The 22,079-nt window shown below is 65.2% G+C and carries 20 protein-coding genes; 4 read left to right on the top strand and 16 right to left on the bottom strand.

Annotation, left to right across the window (positions count from 1 at the left end):
- The first annotated feature begins 102 nt into the window (after positions 1 to 102).
- Positions 103 to 1,182 carry a zinc-binding alcohol dehydrogenase family protein gene (locus ACQR1D_RS16235; RefSeq protein ID WP_316181322.1) on the top strand — a complete coding sequence of 360 codons (1,080 nt, stop codon included), beginning with the start codon at positions 103 to 105 and terminating at the stop codon, positions 1,180 to 1,182.
- 12 nt (positions 1,183 to 1,194) lie between these two features.
- On the opposite strand, the gene ACQR1D_RS16230 is transcribed toward ACQR1D_RS16235, so the two are convergent.
- The 10 genes from ACQR1D_RS16230 to ACQR1D_RS16185 all read right to left on the bottom strand — a co-directional run bounded on the left by ACQR1D_RS16230 (position 1,195) and on the right by ACQR1D_RS16185 (position 11,948).
- The gene (locus ACQR1D_RS16230) at positions 1,195 to 1,896 is read right to left on the bottom strand and encodes an ABC transporter ATP-binding protein (protein ID WP_316181324.1); all 702 of its coding nucleotides are present in this window, start codon (positions 1,894 to 1,896) and stop codon (positions 1,195 to 1,197) included.
- Between the two features lie 7 nt (positions 1,897 to 1,903).
- Positions 1,904 to 3,187 carry a lipoprotein-releasing ABC transporter permease subunit gene (locus ACQR1D_RS16225; RefSeq protein WP_316181325.1) on the bottom strand — a complete coding sequence of 428 codons (1,284 nt, stop codon included), beginning with the start codon at positions 3,185 to 3,187 and terminating at the stop codon, positions 1,904 to 1,906.
- Between the two features lie 94 nt (positions 3,188 to 3,281).
- Entirely contained in the window at positions 3,282 to 4,616 is a 1,335-nt protein-coding gene (proS, locus tag ACQR1D_RS16220) for a proline--tRNA ligase (protein ID WP_316181326.1), read from the bottom strand.
- Positions 4,617 to 4,826: 210 nt separating this feature from the next.
- Positions 4,827 to 5,324 carry a TlpA family protein disulfide reductase gene (locus tag ACQR1D_RS16215; RefSeq protein WP_434840125.1) on the bottom strand — a complete coding sequence of 166 codons (498 nt, stop codon included), beginning with the start codon at positions 5,322 to 5,324 and terminating at the stop codon, positions 4,827 to 4,829.
- The gene (locus ACQR1D_RS16210) at positions 5,321 to 6,547 is read right to left on the bottom strand and encodes a sialidase family protein (protein WP_315799716.1); all 1,227 of its coding nucleotides are present in this window, start codon (positions 6,545 to 6,547) and stop codon (positions 5,321 to 5,323) included. Before ACQR1D_RS16210 ends, ACQR1D_RS16215 begins: the two co-directional genes overlap by 4 nt.
- An 8-nt stretch (positions 6,548 to 6,555) precedes the next feature.
- Positions 6,556 to 8,949 carry a TonB-dependent receptor family protein gene (locus tag ACQR1D_RS16205; RefSeq protein WP_315799715.1) on the bottom strand — a complete coding sequence of 798 codons (2,394 nt, stop codon included), beginning with the start codon at positions 8,947 to 8,949 and terminating at the stop codon, positions 6,556 to 6,558.
- Between the two features lie 93 nt (positions 8,950 to 9,042).
- Positions 9,043 to 9,510 carry a DUF2946 family protein gene (locus ACQR1D_RS16200; RefSeq protein ID WP_434840126.1) on the bottom strand — a complete coding sequence of 156 codons (468 nt, stop codon included), beginning with the start codon at positions 9,508 to 9,510 and terminating at the stop codon, positions 9,043 to 9,045.
- Positions 9,511 to 9,549: 39 nt separating this feature from the next.
- On the bottom strand, positions 9,550 to 10,068 hold the full coding sequence (locus ACQR1D_RS16195) for a copper chaperone PCu(A)C (protein ID WP_434840127.1): 519 nt from the start codon (positions 10,066 to 10,068) through the stop codon (positions 9,550 to 9,552).
- A 137-nt stretch (positions 10,069 to 10,205) separates the two neighbouring features.
- Positions 10,206 to 10,571, bottom strand: a complete 366-nt coding sequence (locus ACQR1D_RS16190; protein WP_434840128.1) for a DUF2946 family protein — start codon at positions 10,569 to 10,571, stop codon at positions 10,206 to 10,208.
- A gap of 531 nt (positions 10,572 to 11,102) precedes the next feature.
- The gene (locus ACQR1D_RS16185; RefSeq protein ID WP_316181336.1) at positions 11,103 to 11,948 is read right to left on the bottom strand and encodes a metallophosphoesterase family protein; all 846 of its coding nucleotides are present in this window, start codon (positions 11,946 to 11,948) and stop codon (positions 11,103 to 11,105) included.
- 197 nt (positions 11,949 to 12,145) lie between these two features.
- On the opposite strand from ACQR1D_RS16185, the gene ACQR1D_RS16180 reads away from it, so the two are divergent.
- Genes ACQR1D_RS16180 through ACQR1D_RS16170 form a run of 3 tightly spaced genes read left to right on the top strand, consistent with a single transcriptional unit; the run spans position 12,146 to position 15,738 of the window.
- Positions 12,146 to 13,174, top strand: coding sequence for a sugar ABC transporter substrate-binding protein (locus ACQR1D_RS16180; RefSeq protein ID WP_315799710.1), 1,029 nt, complete (start codon positions 12,146 to 12,148; stop codon positions 13,172 to 13,174).
- 10 nt (positions 13,175 to 13,184) lie between these two features.
- Positions 13,185 to 14,690 carry a sugar ABC transporter ATP-binding protein gene (locus ACQR1D_RS16175; protein ID WP_316181338.1) on the top strand — a complete coding sequence of 502 codons (1,506 nt, stop codon included), beginning with the start codon at positions 13,185 to 13,187 and terminating at the stop codon, positions 14,688 to 14,690.
- 10 nt (positions 14,691 to 14,700) lie between these two features.
- Positions 14,701 to 15,738, top strand: a complete 1,038-nt coding sequence (locus tag ACQR1D_RS16170; RefSeq protein WP_315799708.1) for an ABC transporter permease — start codon at positions 14,701 to 14,703, stop codon at positions 15,736 to 15,738.
- A gap of 285 nt (positions 15,739 to 16,023) precedes the next feature.
- Here the strand turns inward: ACQR1D_RS16170 and mtnK are convergent, their stop codons facing one another.
- From mtnK to nuoN, 6 genes are all read right to left on the bottom strand, one after another.
- Positions 16,024 to 17,325 (bottom strand): S-methyl-5-thioribose kinase, encoded by a 1,302-nt coding sequence (gene mtnK, locus ACQR1D_RS16165; protein ID WP_434840129.1) that lies wholly within the window; start codon positions 17,323 to 17,325, stop codon positions 16,024 to 16,026.
- A 101-nt stretch (positions 17,326 to 17,426) separates the two neighbouring features.
- On the bottom strand, positions 17,427 to 17,702 hold the full coding sequence (locus ACQR1D_RS16160; RefSeq protein WP_315799707.1) for a DUF1467 family protein: 276 nt from the start codon (positions 17,700 to 17,702) through the stop codon (positions 17,427 to 17,429).
- Between the two features lie 15 nt (positions 17,703 to 17,717).
- On the bottom strand, positions 17,718 to 18,122 hold the full coding sequence (mce, locus tag ACQR1D_RS16155; protein WP_316181340.1) for a methylmalonyl-CoA epimerase: 405 nt from the start codon (positions 18,120 to 18,122) through the stop codon (positions 17,718 to 17,720).
- Positions 18,123 to 18,168: 46 nt separating this feature from the next.
- On the bottom strand, positions 18,169 to 19,839 hold the full coding sequence (locus tag ACQR1D_RS16150) for a ribonuclease J (protein WP_315799705.1): 1,671 nt from the start codon (positions 19,837 to 19,839) through the stop codon (positions 18,169 to 18,171).
- A complete protein-coding gene (locus tag ACQR1D_RS16145; protein ID WP_315799704.1) occupies positions 19,840 to 20,643 on the bottom strand; it encodes a biotin--[acetyl-CoA-carboxylase] ligase in 804 nt (267 codons plus the stop codon). It lies immediately after the preceding gene.
- Entirely contained in the window at positions 20,644 to 22,071 is a 1,428-nt protein-coding gene (gene nuoN, locus ACQR1D_RS16140) for an NADH-quinone oxidoreductase subunit NuoN (RefSeq protein ID WP_316237401.1), read from the bottom strand.
- Positions 22,072 to 22,079 lie beyond the last annotated feature (8 nt).

Raw genomic sequence — 22,079 nt, 5'->3', positions numbered from 1 at the left:
TGCCAGCCTGGGCTTGCCCAATCCCAGGATAATACCAGGCCTTCCTGCGCGGAGCATAGACCGGCAGGCTGCAGCCTCGCCATCGCGAAATGGAGAAGCACCATGAAGGCCGCCGTACTCAAACGATTTGGATCGCCGCTCGAGATCGAGCGTGTCGAAGACCCCGTGCTCGGCACCGGCGAGGTCATCGTCGACGTCGCCGCGGCCGGCGTGCTGTCCTATGCCAACGAGGTTTTCAGCGGCGAGCGGAAGTACCTGCTGGACCTGCCGGTCATCCCGGGGACCGGGGGCATCGGCCGGATCAGCGCCCTCGGCCCCGATGCGACGCATCTCGCGATCGGCGACTGGGTGTACTGCGATCCAACCGTGCGCTCGCGTGACACAGCCCTCGCCCCTGACATCACCCTGCAGGGCCTGAGCGCGCGCGGACCGGGCGGGCTGAAGCTGCAACAGCATTTCCGGCACGGCTCGTTTGCCGAGCGCATGCGCGTGCCGACGGAGAACGCCAAGCCGATCGGGGCCATCGACGCTAACGACGCGGCACGGTGGTGCGCGCTCGGCACCCTGCTCGTGCCCTATGGCGGCTTTCTTGCCGCCCATCTGCAGGCGGGCGAGACCGTCCTGGTCAGCGGCGCCACCGGCCGGTTCGGCAGCGCCGCGGTTGCGGTGGCGCTCGCCATGGGCGCCGCTGCGGTCGTCGCCCCCGGCCGCAACGAGGCCATGCTGGCGGAGCTGAAGCGCCGGTTCGGCCCCCGCGTCCACCCGGTCAGACTCTCCGGCGACGAGAGCGAGGACACCGCACGCATGAAGCGCGCGTCGCCGCGTCCGATCGACTGCGTGCTCGACATCATGCCGCCGTCGGTCTCGGCCGGGGTCGTGCGATCAGCCGTGATGACCGTGCGTCCCTATGGGCGCGTGGTGCTGATGGGCGGCGTCGGGATGCTGGGCGGAGCGGGGCTCGAGCTGCCCTATCCATGGATCATGCGCGACTGCATCACGATCCACGGCGTCTGGATGTATCCGCCGGATGCTGCGGTCAGGATGGTCGCGCTGATCCGGGCCGGGCTGCTCGAGCTCGCGCAGTTCGAGCCCACCTGTTTCGACCTCGATCATGCCAACGACGCGGTCGCCCACGCCGCCGCTCATCGCGAGCCATTCCAGATGACGGTGATCAGGCCCTGACTGCGACCTGACTCAATCCAGCTCGACGACCTTGCCGCCGACGATGGAGACGCGCCGGTCCATGCGGCCGGCCAGCTCCATGTTGTGGGTCGCGATCAGCATCGCGACCCGCGTGGCCTTCACGAGTTGCATCAGCGCGTGAAAGACGTGATCGGCGGTGGCAGGATCGAGATTGCCGGTCGGCTCGTCCGCCAGCAGCGCACGCGGCGCATTGGCGACCGCACGCGCGATCGCGACGCGTTGCTGCTCGCCGCCGGAGAGTTCGGCCGGGCGGTGCTTGATCCGCTCGCCGAGGCCGAGATAGGCCAGGATCTCGGTCGCCCGCTTCACCGTCTCGGACCGTTTCAAGCCGCGGATCATCTGCGGCAGCATCACGTTCTCCAGCGCCGTAAACTCCGGCAGCAGCCGGTGCGACTGGTAGACGAAACCGATGTCGGTCCTGCGCATCTGGGTGCGCTCGATGTCGGTGAGCTGCGACGTCGGCACGCCCCCGACATAGACCTCGCCCTCGTCGGGGCTCTCCAGGAGGCCCGCGATATGCAGCAATGTCGACTTGCCCGAGCCGGACGGCGCCACCAGCGCCACGGATTGCCCGGCCCACAGCGCCAGCTTGGCCCCGTCGAGAATGGTCAGCTGCTGCTCGCCCTGCATGTACCGCCGCTTGATCTCGTGGAGATAAACGACGGGCACATCCTCGGCCCCCTGCTCTTCCATCAGCGCCTCACTCGTAGCGAAGCGCTTCGACCGGGTCTAATCGGGCCGCGCGCCAGGATGGATACAGCGTAGCCAGGAAAGACAGGGTCAAGGCCATGATCAGAACGGCCGCAGTCTCGCCGGCATCGATCTCAGCCGGCAGCTTCGACAGGAAATAGAGCTCATTGGGAAACAGATCGGTGCTCGTCAGCCAGGACAGAAACTTCCTGATCGAATCGATGTTCATCGAGATCAGGAGGCCGACGACAAATCCGGTGAGCGTGCCGACCACCCCGATCGAGGCGCCGGTGATCAGGAATATCCGCATGATCGCCCCCTGCGAAGCCCCCATGGTGCGCAGCACGGCGATGTCCTGGCCCTTGTCCTTGACCAGCATGATCAGTCCCGAAACGATGTTGAGCGCGGCGACCAGCACGATCAAGGTCAGGATCAGGAACATCACGTTACGCTCGACCTGCAGCGCATTGAAGAAGGTCGAGTTGCGCTGGCGCCAGTCGACGAGAAAAATCGGTCGGCCGGCCGCTTCGGTCACCGTCTTGCGAAACTCCTCCACCTTGTCGGGATTGCTGGTGAAGATCTCGATCGCGGTGACGTCGTTGTTGCGGTTGAAATAGGCCTGCGCTTCGGCCAGCGGCATGAAGACGAAGCTGGCGTCGTACTCGGACATCCCGATCTCGAACACCGCCGCGATCTTGTAGGGCTTGATGCGCGGCGTGGTGCCCATCGGCGTCACCGCGCCCTTCGGGGCGACCAGGGTGATGCTGTCGCCGGCGTGCAGCGACAATTGGTCCGCGAGCCGGCGGCCGATCGCGACGCCCTGGCCTTCGTCGAAACCTTCCAGCGAGCCCTGCTTGATGTTCTTGGCAATCGACGTCAGGTTCGTGAGGTCCTGCGCGCGAATGCCGCGGATGAACACACCGGACGCATTGAAGGGCGACGAGCCGAGACCTTGTCCGTCGACCACCGGCGCGGCGAGGCGGATGCCCTGCACCTGCGCGATCCGGTCGGAGACGTCCTTCCAGTCGGTGAGCGGCGACTCCAGCGGCTGCACCAGCAGATGCCCGTTCAGGCCGAGGATCTTGTCGAGCAGCTCCTTGCGGAAGCCGTTCATCACCGCCATCACGATGATCAGGGTTGCGACGCCCAGCATGATGCCGAGGAAGGAGAACCCCGCGATCACGGAGATGAACCCCTCCCTGCGGCGCGCACGCAGATAGCGCCCCGACAGCATCCACTCGAAGGGAGCGAAGGGAGTGGTGGTCTGCACCGGTTCGGTCATGGCGTCATCCATTGTGCGATCATCCCATGATTCGGGCCGAATGTGGCCGGATTGGCCTGTAGGGGCGGGCAGCCCCGGTGGATAATCCGATGATCGAACGAGCGCCTCAGCCAGCCGATGTCCCGCCGCCGAGCCGTGCCACGACGTCCGCCGGGGACATCATCTGGCGGGCGCCGTCGCTGCGAGTCTTCACCTCGACCTTGCCTTCGGCAAGGCTCTTGGGTCCGACCATGATCTGCCAGGGGATGCCGATCAGGTCCGCCGTGGCGAACTTGCCGCCGGCGCGCTGCTCGGTGTCGTCGTAGAGCACGTCGACCCCCTTGGCGAGCAGATCGCGATAGAGCTGCTCGCAAGCGGCATCGGTGTCGGAGCCGCCCTGCTTCAGGTTGAGGATGACGGCGCGGAACGGGGCGACCTCCTCCGGCCATTTGATGCCGGCCTCGTCGTGACAGGCCTCGATGATCGCACCAGCCAGCCGTGACACGCCGACGCCATAGGAGCCACCGTGGACGGTGACCTCCGCCCCCTCGGGGCCGGCGACCAGGGCCTTCATCGGCTCGGAATATTTGGTGCCGAAATAGAAGATCTGGCCGACCTCGATGCCGCGGGTATGGACCCGCCGCTCGGCCGGCACCTCGGCCTCGAAGCGGGCCGCGTCATGGACGTCCTCGGTCGCCGCATAGAGCGAGGTCCATTGCTTGATGATCGGGGTCAGGTCGCCGTCATAGTCGACGGAGGCCGGCGGGATCGGCAGGTCGAGCACGTCACGGTCGCAGTAGACGCCGGATTCACCGGTCTCAGCGAGCACGATGAATTCATGGCTGAGATCGCCGCCGATTGGACCGGTCTCGGCGCGCATCGGGATGCCCTTCAGGCCCATCCGCGCGAAGGTGCGCAAGTAGGCGACGAACATCTTGTTGTAGGCACGCCGCGCGCCGGCCTCGTCGAGATCGAACGAATAGGCGTCCTTCATCAGGAACTCGCGGCCGCGCATCACGCCGAAGCGCGGACGCTGCTCGTCGCGGAATTTCCATTGGATATGATAGAGATTGAGCGGCAAATTGCGGTAGGACTTCACATAGGCACGGAAGATTTCCGTGATCATTTCCTCGTTGGTCGGCCCGTACAGCAACTCACGCTTGTGGCGGTCGCTGATGCGCAGCATCTCCGGCCCATAGGCGTCGTAGCGGCCGCTCTCGCGCCAGAGATCGGCGAGCTGCAGCGTCGGCATCAGCAGTTCCAGCGCACCGGCGCGGTTCTGCTCCTCGCGCACGATCTGCTCGATCTTCTTCAGCACCTTGAAGCCCAGCGGCAGCCAGGCATAGATGCCGGCCGCCTCCTGCCGCAGCATGCCCGCGCGCAGCATCAGACGATGCGAGACGATCTCGGCTTCCTTCGGATTTTCTTTCAGAATGGGCAGGAAAAACCGCGACAGACGCATGGGCCAAGCCTTCAGGATTCGGTTCGGGCTGGCGCAGTCAAAGCGGATCGGACGGCAAAACACAAGACTGGGTTTGAGAAAAAGCGGCTAAGCGACCGGATTCCCAATCATTTTACTCGCTGGGCTGATGCGGAGGATGAACACGCCGCAACGCCGTCTTGCCGCCGGTCGCGATGGTCGCGGCCGGCAGGGTCCTTGATCTCGGGCGCCCTATTGCCGCCGCACCTGTTCCGCGGACCATTTGTCGAGATCGCTGATCTCGGCGCTGCCCTCGATCGTTTCGACGGCGCCGTCACGGGTCACGAGCATCGTGCGCGGAATGTCGCCCTGCCAGGCGGGATCGATCTCGAACCGCAGCCGCTCGACGAAACCGTCGCTGAAGATGAAGTTCTCCGCCGTGGTGAGACCGGCCTTGTCCAGCATGGCCTGGGTCGCAGCATCCAGATTCGGCACCAGGTCGGCGCTGACGGTGACCACGTCGATCTCGGGATGATCGGACATGAACTTGCCGAGCTGCGGCAGCTCGATCTTGCAGGGGCCGCAGGTGACGCCCCAGAAATGGATCAGTGTCGGACGACCCGCATGGGCCCGCAGCACCTCGCGCCAGGTGCCGCGCTCGAACGGCTTCAGCGACGGTGGAGCTGCGGTGCTCGACGCCGTCAAGGCGACGAGGCCAAAGATCGCAAGGGCGGCGAATGCGCGTGTCATGATTCATCTCCGATCGGCTGCAACCGATAGCCGTCCGACTTGGTCATCCAGGACAGGAAGATCTGCCTGCCATGGGCGACCAGGAGCGGATGATCCGACGCATTGTCCGTGCTGGCAAGCGCGCGCGGCTTCGACCACGTCTCGCCATCGTCACGGGATTGCATCACCATCACCGTGGTGCGCTCGCCATCGAACTCCTTCCACACCAGCGTCGTGGTGTCCTGGGTCGCGAGCATATATGGTCGCGTCGGATTGCGGTCGGCCTGGCCGATCGCCATCGGTTCCGAGAACGTCCGGCCGCCGTCGCGCGAATGCGCGTAGAACAGCCCCTTGCGAACCTTGCCGCTGGTGAACCAGGCGACATGATAGGTGCCGGTCGGCGCCACGGTCAGGCTCGGACCCTGATGCGGGCAGGCCTTGATCTGCCAATCATCGGTGCTGACCCGGTAGACCTCGCCGGGGGTGCCGAGGTCGCTGAACGTGATCACGGCGTGGTCGCGCACGCTGCCTTCGAAGATGTTGCGGAACATCACCACCGGACGTCCCGGCCCCGCGAAGGCAACGCCGAGCCGGCAACATTCGCAGGTGTTGTCCTGGGCCAGCGTCGCTTCGGCATAGGTGGCGCCGCCATCGCGCGACGAGGAGAAGTACAATGCCGCACCCTCGTACGAGCGCCCTGCGGCCTTGGCCGGCACCCGGTTGCGCTTGTCGAGCCACGCCACGAAGACGGTGCCATCCTGGTCCAGCGCCAGCGCCTCGAAGCGCTGGCTTTCGTTGTTCGACGTGATCGGACGGGGCGCCGCGAAGCTCTTGCCGCCATCCTCCGACCTGGAGTACAGCACCTGCCCGTTGAACGCCTGGTCGCGGAAGATCGAGAACGCCACCGCTATAACGCCTTTGCGATCGACCACCAGCTTCGGCCGGGCATCGGGCCCCCAGTCGAGATTGAGCTGCTGCTCGGTGACCGGCGCGGCGGCGGAATACGTTTTCCCGCCGTCGGTCGAGCTCGCCACCGACACCCGTCCTCCGGCCATCCAGACGAGCCAGAGCTTGCCGTCTTCAGCGAAGAATGGCGTCACCTTGGTGGCGCATCGGAGCTCGGTGCCCTCGCATGCCGCCTCGGATCCGTGCTGGTGGGCCATCTGGGCTCGGGCGGTGAGCGGACAAAGCATGGCGATCGCCAGCCCGACGAGCCCGCTCCGAAGCCGTGCGATCCTTGTCATTTCGGTCCTCATCGGAATGCCACCTTCATCCCGGCCAGGAACGCGCGCGGCGAGCCGGCGTAGATCGTTCCCGTGCCTGCCAGTCCCTGCACGCCGGCGCCCGTCACCGTATTCTGCAGATTGTTCGCGGAGGCGATGTAGGTGCGGTCGAACACATTGCGGACTTCGAAGAAGACGTTCATCGACTTGAACGTGTCAGAGGCAAGCTCGGTCTTGTAGTGAACGTTCAGATTGACGAGCTCGTAGCCCGGCGCCTTCAGCAAATTCGCATTGTCCATATAGAACGAGTCCTTCCACTGGACCTCGACGAACGCACCAAGTCCCGCGAACCGCCCGCTGTCGTGATCGTATCCGAGCCGCGCGGTCAGCTCGTTCGGCGAGATGCCGGGAATCTTGTTGCCGGCGCGGTTGAAGCCGAACAGGTTGCTGCCGTTCACAAGGTTCTCAGAATACTCGGTGTAGACTTGGTCGAGGTAGGTGTAGGCAGCGGTGAACCGCCAGCCCGGCAGGACCCGCCAATCGGCCGCCAATTCGACGCCGCGATGCTCCGAACGCGGTGCGTTGAAGGTGTAGGACGTGTTCTGCGTCCCTGTGACGGCCTGGGTGACGATCTCGTTGCGGAAGAACTCGTAGAAGCCCGTTGCGCTGAGGGTCAGAGACCGGTTCGGCGTCCAGTCGAACCCCACGTCGTAGCCCAGATTGGTCTGCGACTTCAGCTGCGTGTTGTTGCCGAAATCGCCGGTCGGCAGCACGAACAGGTTGGAGACCTGCGGCGTGCCGTACCCGGTGGCGACGCGAGCTCGCAGCAGCCAGTCGCTATTCACCCTGTAGAGCAGTGCCAGCTCGGGGGCGAGATTGTCGAACTGCCGGTCCGCCGTCGTGATCGTGGTCGTCGTTGCCGTCGCGCCGTAGGTGTAGGCGGTGTTCACGCCGCGCAGATGGGTGCGCTCCCAGCCGAGACCGGCCACCCCCGTCAGTGCCGACGTCAACTTGAGCTCCTCGCGGGCTCGCAGGCCGTAGTTGGTGGTCTCGCTCCAGGTGTTGGCCGAGAGGCCGCCGAGCGCTGCGTTGCCGCCGGGCACGACGAAGCGCGTATCTCCGGACGCGGTCAGCGTGTTGTAGAACGCGCCGAAGAAGGCGGTCGATTCCAGCCCGAAGATCTCTCCCCTCTTGGTGATGTCGCTCATGTAGTTGTAGGACGGATAGTCGCCGATCGCGCTGGTCGATCCTGTCGGCTGGCTGATGTTGCGGTCGTCGAACACGAACTGGTTGCGCCAGGTCGTGTCGTTGTCGAAGTCGTGCTCCCAGCGGCCGCCGACGATCGTGCGTCGATCGTTGCGGCCGAGCCCCGCCTGCAACGCGGTCTCCTGATCAACCCCACCGAGCGTATTGATTCCGTTCTTGTTGAGCCCGACGGTCGCGCAGCCGGCCGCCATAGACGTTCTCGTGGTGCAGCCCTGCTGATATGGGTTCTGATAGTACTGGCTCAGCGTGTATCGAATCGGCAGCCGCGTAAACAGGTCGTTGTTGATGATCTTGACCGTGAAGCGGTCATCCGGCGTCGCCTTGTAGGTGCCGAGGAAGTTGACCGTCTGGGTGTTGAACCAGCCGTTGCCGAGATAGCCGTCGCCGCGGACGTCGCTAGTGAACAACGAGCCCTCGAAATTGCCGACCTTCTTGCCGAAGGTCATGTAGTTGCTGAGATAGCCGAAGCTGCCGCCCTCGCTGCCGATCTCCGCGCCGTCGATGCTGCCGCCCGGACGGGTGCGGAAGTTGATGGCGCCTCCGGTCGCATAGTTGCCGTAGAGCGCCGAGGACGGGCCGCGGATGACGTCGACCGCGCCATAGGCGTGGGGATCGATCAGGTCGCTGCGCGACAGCCCGTCCGGCTGCGTGACGGGAAAGCCATCCTCGAACAGCGCGATGTTGCGGATGCCGAAGCCGTTGCGGGCGTTGGAGCCTCGGATCGAGATGCCGAGATCGCGCGGTCCGTTGCCCTGCTTGAGCGAAACACCGGGGCTTTCGCGCAGGATGTCGCCGACGGAAAACGCAGGCCGGTCATCGTAGCGGCTGCGGTCGATGGTGGTTGCGGTCTGGCCGGACGGCGACTGGCTGAGCTGGTTGCGGGCGGCGCCGACAGCCGAGGCTGGGTCGGACACCGCTCCTCCCGGCCCGGAGCTGCCGGCCACGGATGCGCCGGCCGGCTTCGGCGCGCGGGGGCGGACGGAGGCGGCCTGCACAACCGGCTTGCGCACGGTCCGTTGTGGTGCTGCACGCGGCGCGTCGACGGTGACGGACGGCAATTCCTTCTCGGTCTCGGCGCGCGCGATCGTGGCCGGTTGCAGCAGCATGAGCTGCAAGGCGACCACGCTCACGCCACCCAGGGCATGACGACGGAACATGTTTGACTTCCCCGATGCCGGCTCTACACGGCCGGTCTTCCTGGTTCAAAACGGATCGGCGCGCTGCTGCGGCGCCGACGACGAGTTCTGTGCTCAGGAGAGGAACGGGGGTCCTCTTGGTTGCGCCTGTGCCCGGGCGAGGAGATGAACGAGGCGGAGCTCGCGCGCAGTCCAGACGATGGACGCCGTCAGACGCAGCGGAGCCGCATCGAATGGCGCCGGCGACGCATCGAGCGCCGCAGCGGCGTGCAGCACGCAGCACATGACGCAGTCAAGGCCGCAGGCAGCGCGGTCGGTATCACCATTAGAGGGCGCCGCATCCGTCTCGGCATGGCAGATCGCCGTCCCGCCGAACGGATCGACCGTCACGATCGTCGCTGCCGTCAGGGCGGACGCCGCCACTGGCGCCAACACCTGCAACAGCATTGCTAGCAGCGCGACCGGCAGATATCGGACGAACTTCTGACGGACATTGGCAGGACGTCGGGTGCGGTCGGCCGCCAGCAGCCGGCTCGCGCGCGAGCCGGCTATCATGGCGGCGTTCAACACCCGTTGCGTCATCGAGGCCGGCCTCTCCGTCGGAGCCGCAGAGCGCCCGGCCTACATCTTCATGCCGGAATGATCATGCTGCTTCATCATGCCGCCGCCCTCGCCGCCTGGTGCCTTGGCGCCGACCGCCTGCACCTCGAGCGTCACGGCCACCTTGCCGGCCTTCTCGAACTCCAGCGTGACCGGCAGCTTGTCGCCCTGCTTCAGCGGGCTCTTCAGCTCCATCAGCATCAGGTGATAGCCGCCCGGCGCCAGCGCGACGGTCTTGCCCGGCTCGATCGTGAGTCCCTTGTCGAGGGGACGCATGGTCATGACGCCGTTGGTGATGGCCATCTCGTGAATCTCGACTCGCCCGGCGACGTCGCCGGTCACCGCGACGAGGCGGTCGGGCGCGCTGCCCTTGTTCTCGATGGTCAGATAGCCGGCGCCCGTCTTGGCGCCGCCCGGCGTGGCGCGGCTCCAAGGCTGGGTGATGACGAGGTCACCGGCCTTCACGTCGGCGGCCAAGGCGGCGGAAGATCCTCCCAACAGGAGAGCGAATGCGAGCAGAGAGCGTCCGAGGAAGGTCATGTCGATTATCCTTCTTGTCTTGGCGGCGATGCGCCAGCTTGGTTGATCGGCGCATGTCCGCACGGCGATCGCCGCGCAGACAACGCAGGTCATGGTGATGTGATTTGGGAGGTCAGGGCCGCACGACGGCCAGCGCGTCACGCTGCGGGCGGAGCCCGTGCCTGCGCGTTCGAAAAAGCCTTGGTGATCCCGTCTGCCCGGTCACCGGCGCGCCACACGACCTCGCCCGAATCGCGTTGCGGAACGGCGACGGTGGAGAGCCCTGGCCCATCCAGTGTGACCGGCTGCGCCAGGCAGCACAGCGAACAGCCGTGAAGCGCAGGGCTCGCCGGCGACCCATCGTCAATCGGCTGGGAACCCAGCTGGCCGTGGCAGATCTCAAGTCCGTACAGGGGATCGGCCGCGGCTGATGCCGCCGCCCAGGCAACACCGATCGGCGCCAGGATCTGCACCATCAGTGCGATCAGCATGATCGGGAGAAACGCCTGCAGCCGCTGCCGCATCAAAGCCTGCCAAATGAACCGAATTCTTGTGCCCGAGTGGACGCCCGGAGTCGAGGTCGCGCAAGGCACAGTCGGCACATTTCGCCAGCGGTCGTTGATTAAGAACAATCCCGCCGCGCCTCAGGGGCCGCCGTCAAATACGGTAACTTGGCACCTATCACGAGAAAACACGAAAATAAAACTCGTCAATTGCAAGCACTTACCGATCATTTCAGGAAGTGCGCGAAATTTGAACAATCGTTGCCGAAAAGGATGACAAACGCAAAAAGATCGTCTACGAATTTGGGCCTCAGGCTAACGCTTGCGGAAGTCTGGTGGTCCAAGTCTCGGGAGGAGCCCTGGCGCGCAACAAGCAGCGTCACCCCGCTTAACAAGATCAAATCTGAACTTGCGGGATATCTAAAGGGTCGACACAATTTCCGAGCAGGGCCCGCTGCCCTGCTCTATTTTTTTTGCAGTCCTCGCAGGGCAGCCACCGTCTTCATGACGGTATTGCGGGCCGCATGAACGCCACCTGAACACGCCACCACCTCAAGCCACCGCAGCCGTCGCGAAGCGTGTCAATGGCGCACGCCACCGCGCCTTGGCCTTTGGCCAAGGCAACGTCACCGACAGCGGTTCGCGGCCCGTCACGCTCCAGCGCAACGAACCATCGCCGATATCGAGAAGGCCAGCCGCTTCGGCTGGATCGCCCGAGATGAACGTCTCGGTCAGCGACTGCAACGTCAGATGCGGTGTGCCATCGACCGTCGTCATCGTATTCCAATGGACATGCCCGGCGAGCGCGACGATCGGGCAAGGCGCATCCGCGATCGCCGCGCGGATCGCATCGGTCTCGGCATAGGCCGCGTGTTCCGGATTGGCTTCGAAGTAGTAGTTGCCGGTCTGAGCCTGTCCTGACAGCGGCACGTGGCTGACGAGCAGGGTCGGCCGGTCATCCTGGGCAAGCAGCTGGACCAACGCGCCGAGATCGCCCGCGGAGAGGCGAAAGCCACGGCTCCGCGTCAGACTCACGTCGGGTTGCCAGAACACACATCTGACATCGCCGATGATCAGAGCCCGCGACCCGCACGGACGATCCATGATCGCTTCATTGTCGGCGAGACTGAGCAATGCGAGATCATGATTGCCACTGACATGATGATGCGCCGGCGCAAGCTTTGCGAAACACATCGCGACGTCGCTTTGCAGCAGACGATCGCGCTCGGGATCTTCGTCGGAAATCCGGTCGCCGAGATCGATAACCGCAGCGATGTTTTCGGCGTTCATCTGCGTGACGAAGCGCTCGAGCAATGGCAGCGCCACCGATCCACGCTTCGTCTGCGTGTCCCGGCCGTGATGGATGTCGGCGATCACGGCGATGCGTGTCGTTGCCAAAGGCTCTCTCCCAAAGCTGCGCTGCCGCGTACCACGGGTGCATCACGGTTTTCTGACATTGCGCGTGCAGCGCGAAAGCCATCCAGTGCAACGCACAACATCCGGCTGTGGCGTGATGAATTGGGTTGTGAAACACTGCAGATCTTGGCGGCGCGATCAATGACGCCGCCGGACAACGATGGGACAGGGAGCACGGGATGCCCGGCACTGACAAAACGTCCAAGAAAACGACCAGGCGCGATCTTCTCCAGGCGGCGACGGCCGCGGGCTCTGCGGCCGCGCTGCTCGCCGGCTTCGGCATCAATCCGGCGATGGCCGCCGAGATGGGCCGTTCCGAAAAGCCGCTCAAGGCGGCGTTCTCCAATGCCGGACTGCAGGCGACCTGGTGCGCCCAGGGCAAGCAGGCCGCGGAATGGTGGGGCAAGCTGCTCAACGTCGAGGTCACCTGGTTCGACGGCCAGCTCGATGCGGTGAAACAGCGCGCCGCGATCGACAACATGGCGTCGCAGAAGTGGGATTTCGTCGCCATCCAGGCGTTCGGCATCGGCACCCTGACCCAGCCGGTGCAGAAGATGATCGACGCCGGCATTCCCGTCATCGACATGGACACGCTGATCGCCCCGCTCGATCAGATCAATGTCCACTCGTTCCTGGCACCCGACAACGAGTTCATGGGCGCATCCGTCACCCAGGCGTTGGCGAACGCGATGGGCGGCAAGGGCAAGATCATCATGACGCAGGGCGCGCTCGGCCATACCGGCGCACAGGGCCGCGCCAAGGGCTTCAATTCGGTGATCAAGCAGTTCCCGAACATCGAGGTGCTGGACACGCAGCCGGCCGACTGGGACGTGTCGAAGGCGGCGCGGCTGTGGGAGACCTATCTCACGAAATATCCGCAGATCGACGCGGCGTTCTTCCACAATGACGACATGGCGCTTGCCGCCTACAACATCATGAAGGCGCGCAACCGCACCAACATCCTGATCGGCGGCGTCGACGCCATGCCGCCTGCGATCCAGGCGGTCAGCGACGGCCGCATGTTCGCGACCGTGCGCAATCCGTCCTGCCGCATCCACGGCGGCGCGATCGTGGCCGGCGTCGCGGCGGTCACCGCCGGCGAGAAGAGCGGCCAGGGCATTCCGAAGCACGTCATCACCGACGGTCCGGTCGTGACCAAGGCGAATGCCGCCGGCATGCAATGGATGGAGGATCATTTCCTGATCTGAAGTCCCTCCCATGTCGAACAGCCGCCCGCCGCTTCTGGAACTGCAGGACATCACCAAGTCGTTCGGCGGCGTCACCGCGTTGCGCGGCGTCGACTTCACGCTTCGCCCCGGCGAGATCCATGGTCTCGTCGGGGAGAACGGCGCCGGCAAGAGCACGCTGATGAAGATCATCGCCGGCGTGCATACCGGATTCTCCGGCCGCTTCCTGCTCGACGGCCGCGAGGTTCACTTCAACTCTGCCCGGGATGCCCGTGCAGCCGGCATCGCCATGGTCCATCAGGAGCTGAGCGTCGCCCCGGATCTCACGGTGGCCGAGAACGTGTTTCTCGGCAACCAGCCGACCAATGCGCTGGGCATCGTGCAGTGGCGCCGGATGGCGCGCGAGGCCGCCGAGCAGCTCAAGCGCCTTGGCATCGACGCCGATCCGATGAGCCGGCTCGGCGATCTCCCGATCGGCGTGCAGCAGCTGATCGAGATCGCGCGCGTGCTGTTCTCCGGCGCGCGCATCATCATCCTGGACGAGCCGACCTCGGCGCTGTCGCCGCCCGAAGTCGAGCGGCTGTTCGCGGCGCTGCGCAAGCTACGCGAGCAAGGCACGGGGATCATCTTCATCTCGCACTTTATCGAGGACATCCTGCTGATCTCCGACGAGGTCACGGTGTTCCGCAACGGCCGCAAGATCATGGAGACGCGTGCTGCCGACACCAGCAAGGCCGCGCTGATCGAGGCCATGATCGGCAAGGGACGCGATGCGCTGGAGGACAGCTACACCCACGACATCACCCTGCCCGCGCCGACGGCCGGCAAGCCCGTGGTCGTCGAAGCCGACGGCCTGTCGCTGGCGCGCAATCTGAAGCGCGTCTCGTTCGCCGTGCGTGCCGGCGAGGTGCTCGGCATCTACGGCTTCATGGGCTGCGGTCAGCTCGAGCTGGCGCGAATCCTGTTCGGCAAGCTTGCACCTGACGCCGGCGAGTTACGAATCGCCGGCCAGCGTAACCGCTTCAAGAGCACGGCGGATGCGCGCCGCGCCGGCATCGCCTTCGTGCCGGAGAGCCGCCGCGACATGCTGTTCCTGCAGGAGCCCGTCTACAAGAACGTCTCGATCAGCATCCTCGACCGAATCAACGCGGTGCTGCTGAAGCCCGCACACGAGCGCGCGCTCGCGAAGCGCCAGGTCGAGCAGTTGCAGATCCGGCCTGCCGATGTCGAGATCGACCTCGGCCTGCTCTCCGGCGGCAACCAGCAGAAGGTGGCGCTCGCCAAATGGCTCAGCCATCCGCCGCGGCTCCTGGTGTTGTGCGAACCGACGCGAGGCATGGATGTCGGCGCCAAGAGCGACGTCATCCAGATCGTGCGGCAACTGCGCGACCAGGGCATCGCCGTGATCGTGCTCTCGACCGAGCCGGAGACCGTGCTGTCGCTGGCCGATCGCGTCATCGTGCTCAAGCGCGGCGAGGTCGTGCGCGAATTCGCCGGCGAGACCATCAGCAAAGACCGTCTGCTCGAGGCGGCGTAGGGAGATTGTCATGGCGCATGGCGAGACCGTTCCGATGCCGGAGGCGCAGCCGCGGCGCGCCGGCGGGGTCGCAGCGCTGCTGCGCTCGCAGATGCGCAACATCGCGCCGTTCCTGACGCTGATCTTCCTCACCGCGTTCTTCGCGATCGCAAGCCCATCTTTCGCAACGCTCGACAATGTCGGCAACATCCTGACCCAGGTATCGGTCACCGGCATCATTGCGGTGGGCCTCACCTTCGTCATCCTGTGCGCGGAGATCGACCTGTCGATCGCCGCCATCGCCAACGTCACCGGCATCGCCGTGGCCTACTTCACCCTGCAGGAGTCCTACGTCAACATCGCCAACCTGCCGATGCCCGGCTTTGCCGCCATCCTGCTCGCGCTCGCGCTGTGCGCGCTGCTCGGCGTGGTCAACGCCTTCGGCCTGACCGTGATCGGCATTCCCTCGTTCATCATGACGCTCGCGATGATGCAGATCGCCGCAGGCATCTCGGCGATGCTGGTGCGCGGCCAGATCGCCTACAAGGTCCCGCCCATCATCACGACGCTCGGTTCAGGCTCGATCGCGGGCGTGCCCTGGATCGTGATCGTGGCGGCGCTGATGCTGCTGCTCGGGCACCTCGTGCTGACCTACACGCGGTTCGGCCGCTACGTCTACATGGTCGGCGGCAACCGCGAGGCGGCGGAATATTCCGGCCTGAACGTCAAGCTGATCCTCGGCAGCGTGATGGTGATCTCGGCCGTGTGCTCGGGAATCGGCGGCATGCTCGGCGTGGCGCATTTCGGCAGCGCGCAGCAGAACGAATTCGACACCTACCTGCTGGACTCGATCGCTGCCGTCGTGGTCGGCGGCACCAGCCTGTTCGGCGGCCGCGGCGGCATCGGCAACACCATCGTCGGCCTGTTCGTGCTCGGCGTCCTCAACAACGGCCTCGACCACGTCAACATCGACAGCTTCCTGAAAATCCTGATCCGCGGCCTGATCCTGCTGGCGGCACTGGTGATCAACGTCTACGCACAACGGCTGCGCGCCAAGGCGGCGGACTAACTGGGATGCCGTAGGGTGGGCAAAGCCGCCGCCCGCAGGGCGGCAGCGTGCCCACCGTCCATCAGCAAGCTTGGTGCGAAAATGGTGGGCACGGCGCGGGAAAGAACGAGGCCGAGCTGATGCATCGCGGCGCGCCTTTGCCAACCCTACGCACCTGCTTCCATCATTGCGAGCGAAGTGACATGTCCGCCGAAGGCGTAGGCGGAAGCAATCCAGGGCGTCACGCGCGCCTCCGGATTGCTTCGTCGCTTCGCTCCTCGCGGTGACGGCAGCCTCTGTCGAGGTCTAGAACCCCGGCTGCCAATGACGCAGCTCGCGCGCGGCCTTCGTTACCGTGTCGATCGACGTAAACGATGCCGTCTCAAGCATCAGCGTCCGCGCGAGCCGCAGCGCCCTCGCCTCACACACCGCGCGCTGCTTGGCATCCTCGATCAGCTCGAAGTCGATGTTGTGCGCGAGACCCAGGATGCGGCGGATGATCTTCGCCGCCGTGAAGCCGACGGCATCCTGGAACAATCCGGCCATGTATGCCTGACGCTCCGTCTCCAGCCGTGTCGCTCCCGCCTCGCCCGGAAACAGCGACGGCGGATAGGCATCACCGGTCGCCTCACTCCGCCACAATGCCAGGAACTTGTCGGCAAACCCGGTCCAGACTTCATCGACAGTCGCAAGCACCCAGCTTTCGAAGGCGTCCCTACTACCGCGCTCCTGCTCATGTCCTTCGGAGGCGAAATACGCCATCAGCAAATTGGCCAGCACGGCACCGACGTCAAAACCCATCGGGCCGTAGAAGGCGAATTCCGGATCGATCACCCGGGTCTCGGTATTCGTCACCATGATCGATCCCGTGTGCAGATCGCCATGGATCAGCGCCTCGGCGCATGACAGGAATTTCAGCTTGAGCCGGGAGATCGCGACGTGCAGATCGAGATCGGCACGGATCTCGGCGGCCGTGGCGTCGAGCCACGGTGACGTCCAGCGATTCTGCTCGGCGATGCGATAGGGGTCGGTGAAGATCAGGTCCTCGGTGATCTTGCACAGCGCATGATTGCCGGCAAAGCTCGCAATCGCATCCTTCTTCGCGGCGGCAGACAGCGCGAGGTCGGACGAGAAGAACAGCGTCCGCGCCATGAAGGTCGTGATGTGATCGACGAAGGCCGGGTAGATTGTGCCCGCGACCAGTCCCCTGCGCATGATGATGTGCGGCTCGAGCAGCTCCATCGCCGTCAGCGCCAGCGCCGGATCATGGTGAATGATGGCCGGCACGAGGCCGGGGCCAAGGCGGTTCTGATACGTCAGCGCCAGATGCTCATAGTGGGCGCGTGACAGCGGCAGCGGCCAACTCTCGCCGACCAGCCGCACGTAAGGCAACGCCTGCTTCACTGCGAGTCCGCCGGACGATCCCTTGACGATGAAGACCAGGTTGAGGTTGCCATCGCCGACCTCGGTGATCGACCAGCGCTCAGCCGATCCGCCGAGTTGCCCTGCGACCGAAGGAATCCCCGCGAGATGGTTTCGAAGATCAATCTCGTTCAGAATGCGATAGCCCGATGGCGTCCCGTTCCGGGCCTCGGCCGATGTCATCACGCGCAACCTCCCTGTCGGTCTTGTTTTGACCTCCTATAGCAAAAAAGCCGACGCGCGTCCGCGCATCGGCTTCGAGAGGACGTTGTGCGATGCGAGCGCGGCTAGAACGGAATTCCCATCAGCCGTGACAGCCGCTCGATGCTGAGATAGCCGGCCTGATAGGCCAGGAGCGCCAGGCCGAACACGACCGCCGACAACAGCGTGGTCCAGATCAAGCGGCGCCCCATCAGGCTGATGGTCGGCGCGCCGGGATCGGTGCCGGGCGAACCGCCGCCCGTCTCGTGCTGGCTACGCACGCCGAACGGCAGGGTCACGAACAGCATGACCCACCACAGCACGAAGTAGATCGCAAGCCAGGTTGAGATGATGTAGGCCATGATTGCCCCCGCTGCTCAGGCCTGCTCGATCTCGACGAGCGCGCCGGAAAAATCCTTCGGATGCAGGAACAGCACCGGCTTGCCATGGGCGCCGATCTTCGGCTGGCCGTCGCCGAGCACGCGGGCGCCCTCCTTGATCAGCGTGTCGCGCGAGGCGATGATGTCGGCCACCTCGTAGCAGACGTGATGGATGCCGCCATCCGCATTGCGCTCGAGAAATTTGGCGATCGGTGACGCCTCGCCCAGCGGCTGGATGAACTCGATCTTGGTGTTGGGCAGGGTCACAAACACGGTGATCACGCCATGCTCCGGCAGCGGCACCGCGGGGGAGATCTCGGCACCGAACGCCGCGCCATAAATCCTGGCAGCCTTTTCGGCGTCCTTGACCGCGATGGCGACGTGGTTGAGCCGGCCCAGCATGACATCCTCCACTTTTTCTTTTGAACGGCCGTTCTGTTGGCCCGCGTCAGACTTCCAAGACATGGACGAGGCAGATCGGCTTCTTGCCCCACTGCTCGTTCACCGTCGAGCGCACCGCCCGCCGCACGGATTCCGCCGCGGCATCGGGATCACGACGCCGCGCGCGTGGCAGTCCTTCGAAGGTCGAGACGACCGCGTCGAACACGATGTCGTCCATCGCCTCGCCTGCCGCATTCTTCTCGGGGATGCCGACCATGTCGACTTCGGGATCGTCGGCCAGCTCGCCCTTCTCGGTGATGGCGAGCGCGACGAAGATGCAGCCGGCAAAGGCCATCTTGCGGCGCTCGACCACGGCGCGCGATTTCGAGTCCTCGACGATGCTGCCGTCCTTGTAGAGCCGTCCCGCCGGCAGTTCGTCGATGATCCCGGGATCACCGGGGCCGAGCTTGACCAGGTCGCCGTTGCGGCAGGTGATCACCTTCGGCACGCCGCAGGCGCGCGCCAGCCTCGCATGCTCATGCAGATGCAACGCTTCGCCATGCACGGGGATCAGGAGCTGCGGCCGCGTCCACGCGATCATGTCGCGCAGCTCGTCGCGGCGCGGATGGCCGGAGACATGGACCAGATGGTTGCGGTCGGTGATGATCTCGATGCCCTGCTGCACCAGCCCGTTGATGACGGCACCGACCGCCTTCTCGTTGCCGGGAATGGTGCGCGACGAGAAGATGACGGTGTCGCCCTTGTTCAGCGTCACCAACGGATGGTCGTCATTGGCGATGCGCGCCAGCGCGGCGCGCGGCTCGCCCTGGCTGCCGGTGCACAGCGCCAGCACCTTGTCCGCGGGGAAGTGGCCGTAGAGATCCATGCCGCGGAAGTTCTGCACGCCGTCGAGATAGCCGGTTTCGCGCGCGACCTGGACCACCCGCTCCATGGCGCGGCCGACGATGACGACCTCGCGCTCCGCCTCACGCGCTGCCTCGGCGACAGCGCGGATGCGCGCGACGTTGGAGGCGAAGGTGGTGACGGCGACGCGCCCCTTCGCTTCCTTCACCAAAGCCGCGATCGTCTTGGCGACCTCGGCCTCGGACGGCGACCGCCCCTCGCGCACCGCGTTGGTGGAGTCGCCGATCAGCGCCAGCAGCCCGGCGTCGCCGAGCTCGCGCAGCCGCTTCTCATCGGTCGGCGCACCCAGCACCGGCGTCGGATCAATCTTCCAGTCGCCGGTGTGCAGGACGGTACCGACCTCGGTATGGATCGCGAGCGCATGCGATTCCGGAATCGAATGCGCGACGGGGATGAACTCGACGTTGAACGGACCGATATCGACGCGGCCGCCGGAAGGAATCACCTTGACCGGAATCTTGGCCGGCAGGCGCTCGGCCTCGCACTTGGCCTCGAACAAAGCGGCGCTGAACTTGGTCGCGTAGATCGGGCATTTCAGCCGCGGCCACAGGTCGATGATCGCGCCGAAATGGTCCTCATGCGCATGGGTCAGCACGAGACCGACGAGGTTGTTGCGCTCTTTCTCCAGGAAAGCGACGTCGGGCATGATCAGGTCGATGCCCGGCAGATGCTCCTCGTCGCCGAAGGAGACGCCGAGATCGATCGCGAGCCAGGACCGCTGGTGGCGGTTGCCGAGGCCGTAGATCGACAGGTTCATGCCGATCTCGCCGACGCCGCCGAGCGGTGCAAAAGTCAGTTCGTCGGGACGTGCCATCTAGACCGCTCCTTGGGAGGCGACCGAGCCGAAATGAACATCGCCTGCCGTGATCGGCTCCAATCGTCCCTCCGCGGTCCGCACCAGCATACAACCCTGTTCGTCGATCGTGTCGAAAATCCCCTCGATGATAGCATGTCCGGACCTGATGGCGACGGGCTGCCCGAGGCCGGCCGCCCGCTCCAGCCAGAGCCGGCGAATATCACCGAAGCCCCGGCCCTCGTTCCAGATGCCGAAATATTCGACCCAGGCGTCAGACAAGGCCGCGAACAAATCCTCGGCAGCCACCTGGATGCCGAGGTCCGCCAACGAGACCGCCGGTGTCGGGGTATCCGGCGGCGCCGCCACCACGTTGGTTCCGATGCCGGCAACCACGGCGAGCCCGCCAGCCACCTGCTCCGCTTCGAGCAGCATGCCGACGATCTTGCGGCCGTCGGCCAACACGTCGTTGGGCCATTTCAACGCAAAGGCCACGCCGCCTCCGGACCGCAGCGCAGCCTCGAGGCTCACCTGGCGCAACGCGGCCTCGATGGCCAGGCCCGCGGCGAAGCCGAGGGTGGCGGCCACGGCGGGAGCCACGTTCAGCACTTCGAGCACGCTCGAGGCCAGATTGCCGCGCGGCGCGATCCACGGACGCTGGCGACGGCCGCGCCCGGCCGTCTGCTCCGACGTGACGAACCAGCACCGCGCCTTGCCGCCCTCTCTGGCCGACTTCAGCGCCTCGACGTTGGTCGACCCCGCCTGATCGAACGTGACGAGCCCGTAACCTGCCGCAGCGGCACGGGACCCGAGAGCAAACGCCATCTAGAACAGCGACTTCGCCGCGGCCGCAGCCGCGCTGACCAGCGGGCCGGGATAGGCGAAGAACAGGATGTTGAAGATGCCGGAGATCGCGAGCACCGTGCGCAACTCGATCCGGACCGGATCGAGCGTCGGCAGCGGCTCGTCGAAATACATCGTCTTGACGATGAGCAGATAATAGTAGGCGCCGACCACGCTGGTCAGCACGCCGATCACCGACAGCGTGAACAGCCCGCCCTTGATGGCGGCGACGAACACGTACCATTTCGCGAAGAAGCCCGCGAGCGGCGGAACGCCGGCCAGCGAGAACAGCAGCATCGCGAAGAAGAAGGCGAGCAGCGGATTGGTGCGCGACAGCCCCGAGAAATCGCTGATCTTCTCGAACGACTGGCCGTTCCGCTTGATCGCCATGATCACCGCGAAGGAGCCGAGCGTCATCGCGACATAGATCGCGATGTAGGTCAGCACGCCCTGCGCGCCCTCGACCGTGCCTGCGGCGAGGCCGACCAGCGCGAAGCCCATATGGCCGATCGACGAATAGGCCATCAGGCGCTTGATGTTGGTCTGTCCGATCGCGGCGAACGAGCCGAGCGCCATCGAGGCGATCGAGACGAACACGATGATCTGCTGCCATTGGAAGGTGATGCCCGGGAACGCCGTCAGCGCGACGCGCGCGAACACGGCGATCGCCGCGACCTTGGGCGCGGAGGCGAAGAACGCCGTCACCGGGGTGGGCGCGCCCTCATAGACGTCCGGCGTCCACATGTGGAACGGCACCGCCGAGACCTTGAAGCACATGCCGGCGAACAGGAAGACGAGGCCGAAAATGATGCCGACGCTGCCGGTCTTGGTGGCAGCCGCGATCCCGGCAAAGCTCACCGTGCCGGTGAAGCCGTAGATCAGCGAGGCACCATAGAGCAGCATGCCCGACGACAGCGCACCGAGCACGAAGTACTTCAGGCCGGCCTCGGTCGACTTGACGTTGTCACGATGGCTGGCCGCGACGACGTAGAGCGCGAGCGACATCAGCTCGAGACCCAGATACAGCGAGATCAGGTCGCCGGCCGAGATCAGGACAAGCATGCCCAAGGTCGAGAGCAGCACCAGGATTGCATATTCGAAGATGCGGCGGTCCGGCTTGGACAAGAATTCCGCCGACATCACCAAAGTCGCGATCGAGCCGATGATCGCCAGTATCTTCAGGAAGCGCGCGTAGCTGTCAGCGATGAAGCTGCCGCCGAAGGCCTGGCCGCCCGGCTGCCTGAAGACGAGGATGCCGACCACGATCAGCAGAGCAACCGCCAGCCAGGTGACGAGCCCCGTCGTCCCCTGCCCGCGAAACGCGCCCAGCATCAACAGCGCCATGGCCCCCACGGCCAACAGCAGCTCCGGCAGCACCACCCAAAGCTGAGGCCCAAGATTCTCGATCATCGTCTCTG

The sequence above is a fragment of the Bradyrhizobium sp. HKCCYLRH2047 genome (genome assembly GCF_051168175.1).
In the GTDB taxonomy this organism is placed as follows: domain Bacteria; phylum Pseudomonadota; class Alphaproteobacteria; order Rhizobiales; family Xanthobacteraceae; genus Bradyrhizobium.
This window is presented reverse-complemented; position numbering and strand designations above follow the sequence as displayed.

Coding starts and splice junctions, on each gene's coding strand:
- ACQR1D_RS16205 (WP_315799715.1), bottom strand. CDS start 8,949: ATGTTCCGTCGTCATGCCCTGGGTGGCGTGAGCGTGGTCGCCTTGCAG.
- ACQR1D_RS16225 (WP_316181325.1), bottom strand. CDS start 3,187: ATGGATGACGCCATGACCGAACCGGTGCAGACCACCACTCCCTTCGCT.
- ACQR1D_RS16215 (WP_434840125.1), bottom strand. CDS start 5,324: ATGACACGCGCATTCGCCGCCCTTGCGATCTTTGGCCTCGTCGCCTTG.
- ACQR1D_RS16170 (WP_315799708.1), top strand. CDS start 14,701: ATGGCGCATGGCGAGACCGTTCCGATGCCGGAGGCGCAGCCGCGGCGC.
- ACQR1D_RS16150 (WP_315799705.1), bottom strand. CDS start 19,839: ATGGCACGTCCCGACGAACTGACTTTTGCACCGCTCGGCGGCGTCGGC.
- proS (WP_316181326.1), bottom strand. CDS start 4,616: ATGCGTCTGTCGCGGTTTTTCCTGCCCATTCTGAAAGAAAATCCGAAG.
- ACQR1D_RS16210 (WP_315799716.1), bottom strand. CDS start 6,547: ATGACAAGGATCGCACGGCTTCGGAGCGGGCTCGTCGGGCTGGCGATC.
- ACQR1D_RS16175 (WP_316181338.1), top strand. CDS start 13,185: ATGTCGAACAGCCGCCCGCCGCTTCTGGAACTGCAGGACATCACCAAG.
- nuoN (WP_316237401.1), bottom strand. CDS start 22,071: ATGATCGAGAATCTTGGGCCTCAGCTTTGGGTGGTGCTGCCGGAGCTG.
- ACQR1D_RS16200 (WP_434840126.1), bottom strand. CDS start 9,510: ATGACGCAACGGGTGTTGAACGCCGCCATGATAGCCGGCTCGCGCGCG.
- ACQR1D_RS16230 (WP_316181324.1), bottom strand. CDS start 1,896: ATGGAAGAGCAGGGGGCCGAGGATGTGCCCGTCGTTTATCTCCACGAG.
- ACQR1D_RS16160 (WP_315799707.1), bottom strand. CDS start 17,702: ATGGCCTACATCATCTCAACCTGGCTTGCGATCTACTTCGTGCTGTGG.
- ACQR1D_RS16180 (WP_315799710.1), top strand. CDS start 12,146: ATGCCCGGCACTGACAAAACGTCCAAGAAAACGACCAGGCGCGATCTT.
- ACQR1D_RS16145 (WP_315799704.1), bottom strand. CDS start 20,643: ATGGCGTTTGCTCTCGGGTCCCGTGCCGCTGCGGCAGGTTACGGGCTC.
- ACQR1D_RS16190 (WP_434840128.1), bottom strand. CDS start 10,571: ATGCGGCAGCGGCTGCAGGCGTTTCTCCCGATCATGCTGATCGCACTG.
- ACQR1D_RS16235 (WP_316181322.1), top strand. CDS start 103: ATGAAGGCCGCCGTACTCAAACGATTTGGATCGCCGCTCGAGATCGAG.
- ACQR1D_RS16195 (WP_434840127.1), bottom strand. CDS start 10,068: ATGACCTTCCTCGGACGCTCTCTGCTCGCATTCGCTCTCCTGTTGGGA.
- mce (WP_316181340.1), bottom strand. CDS start 18,122: ATGCTGGGCCGGCTCAACCACGTCGCCATCGCGGTCAAGGACGCCGAA.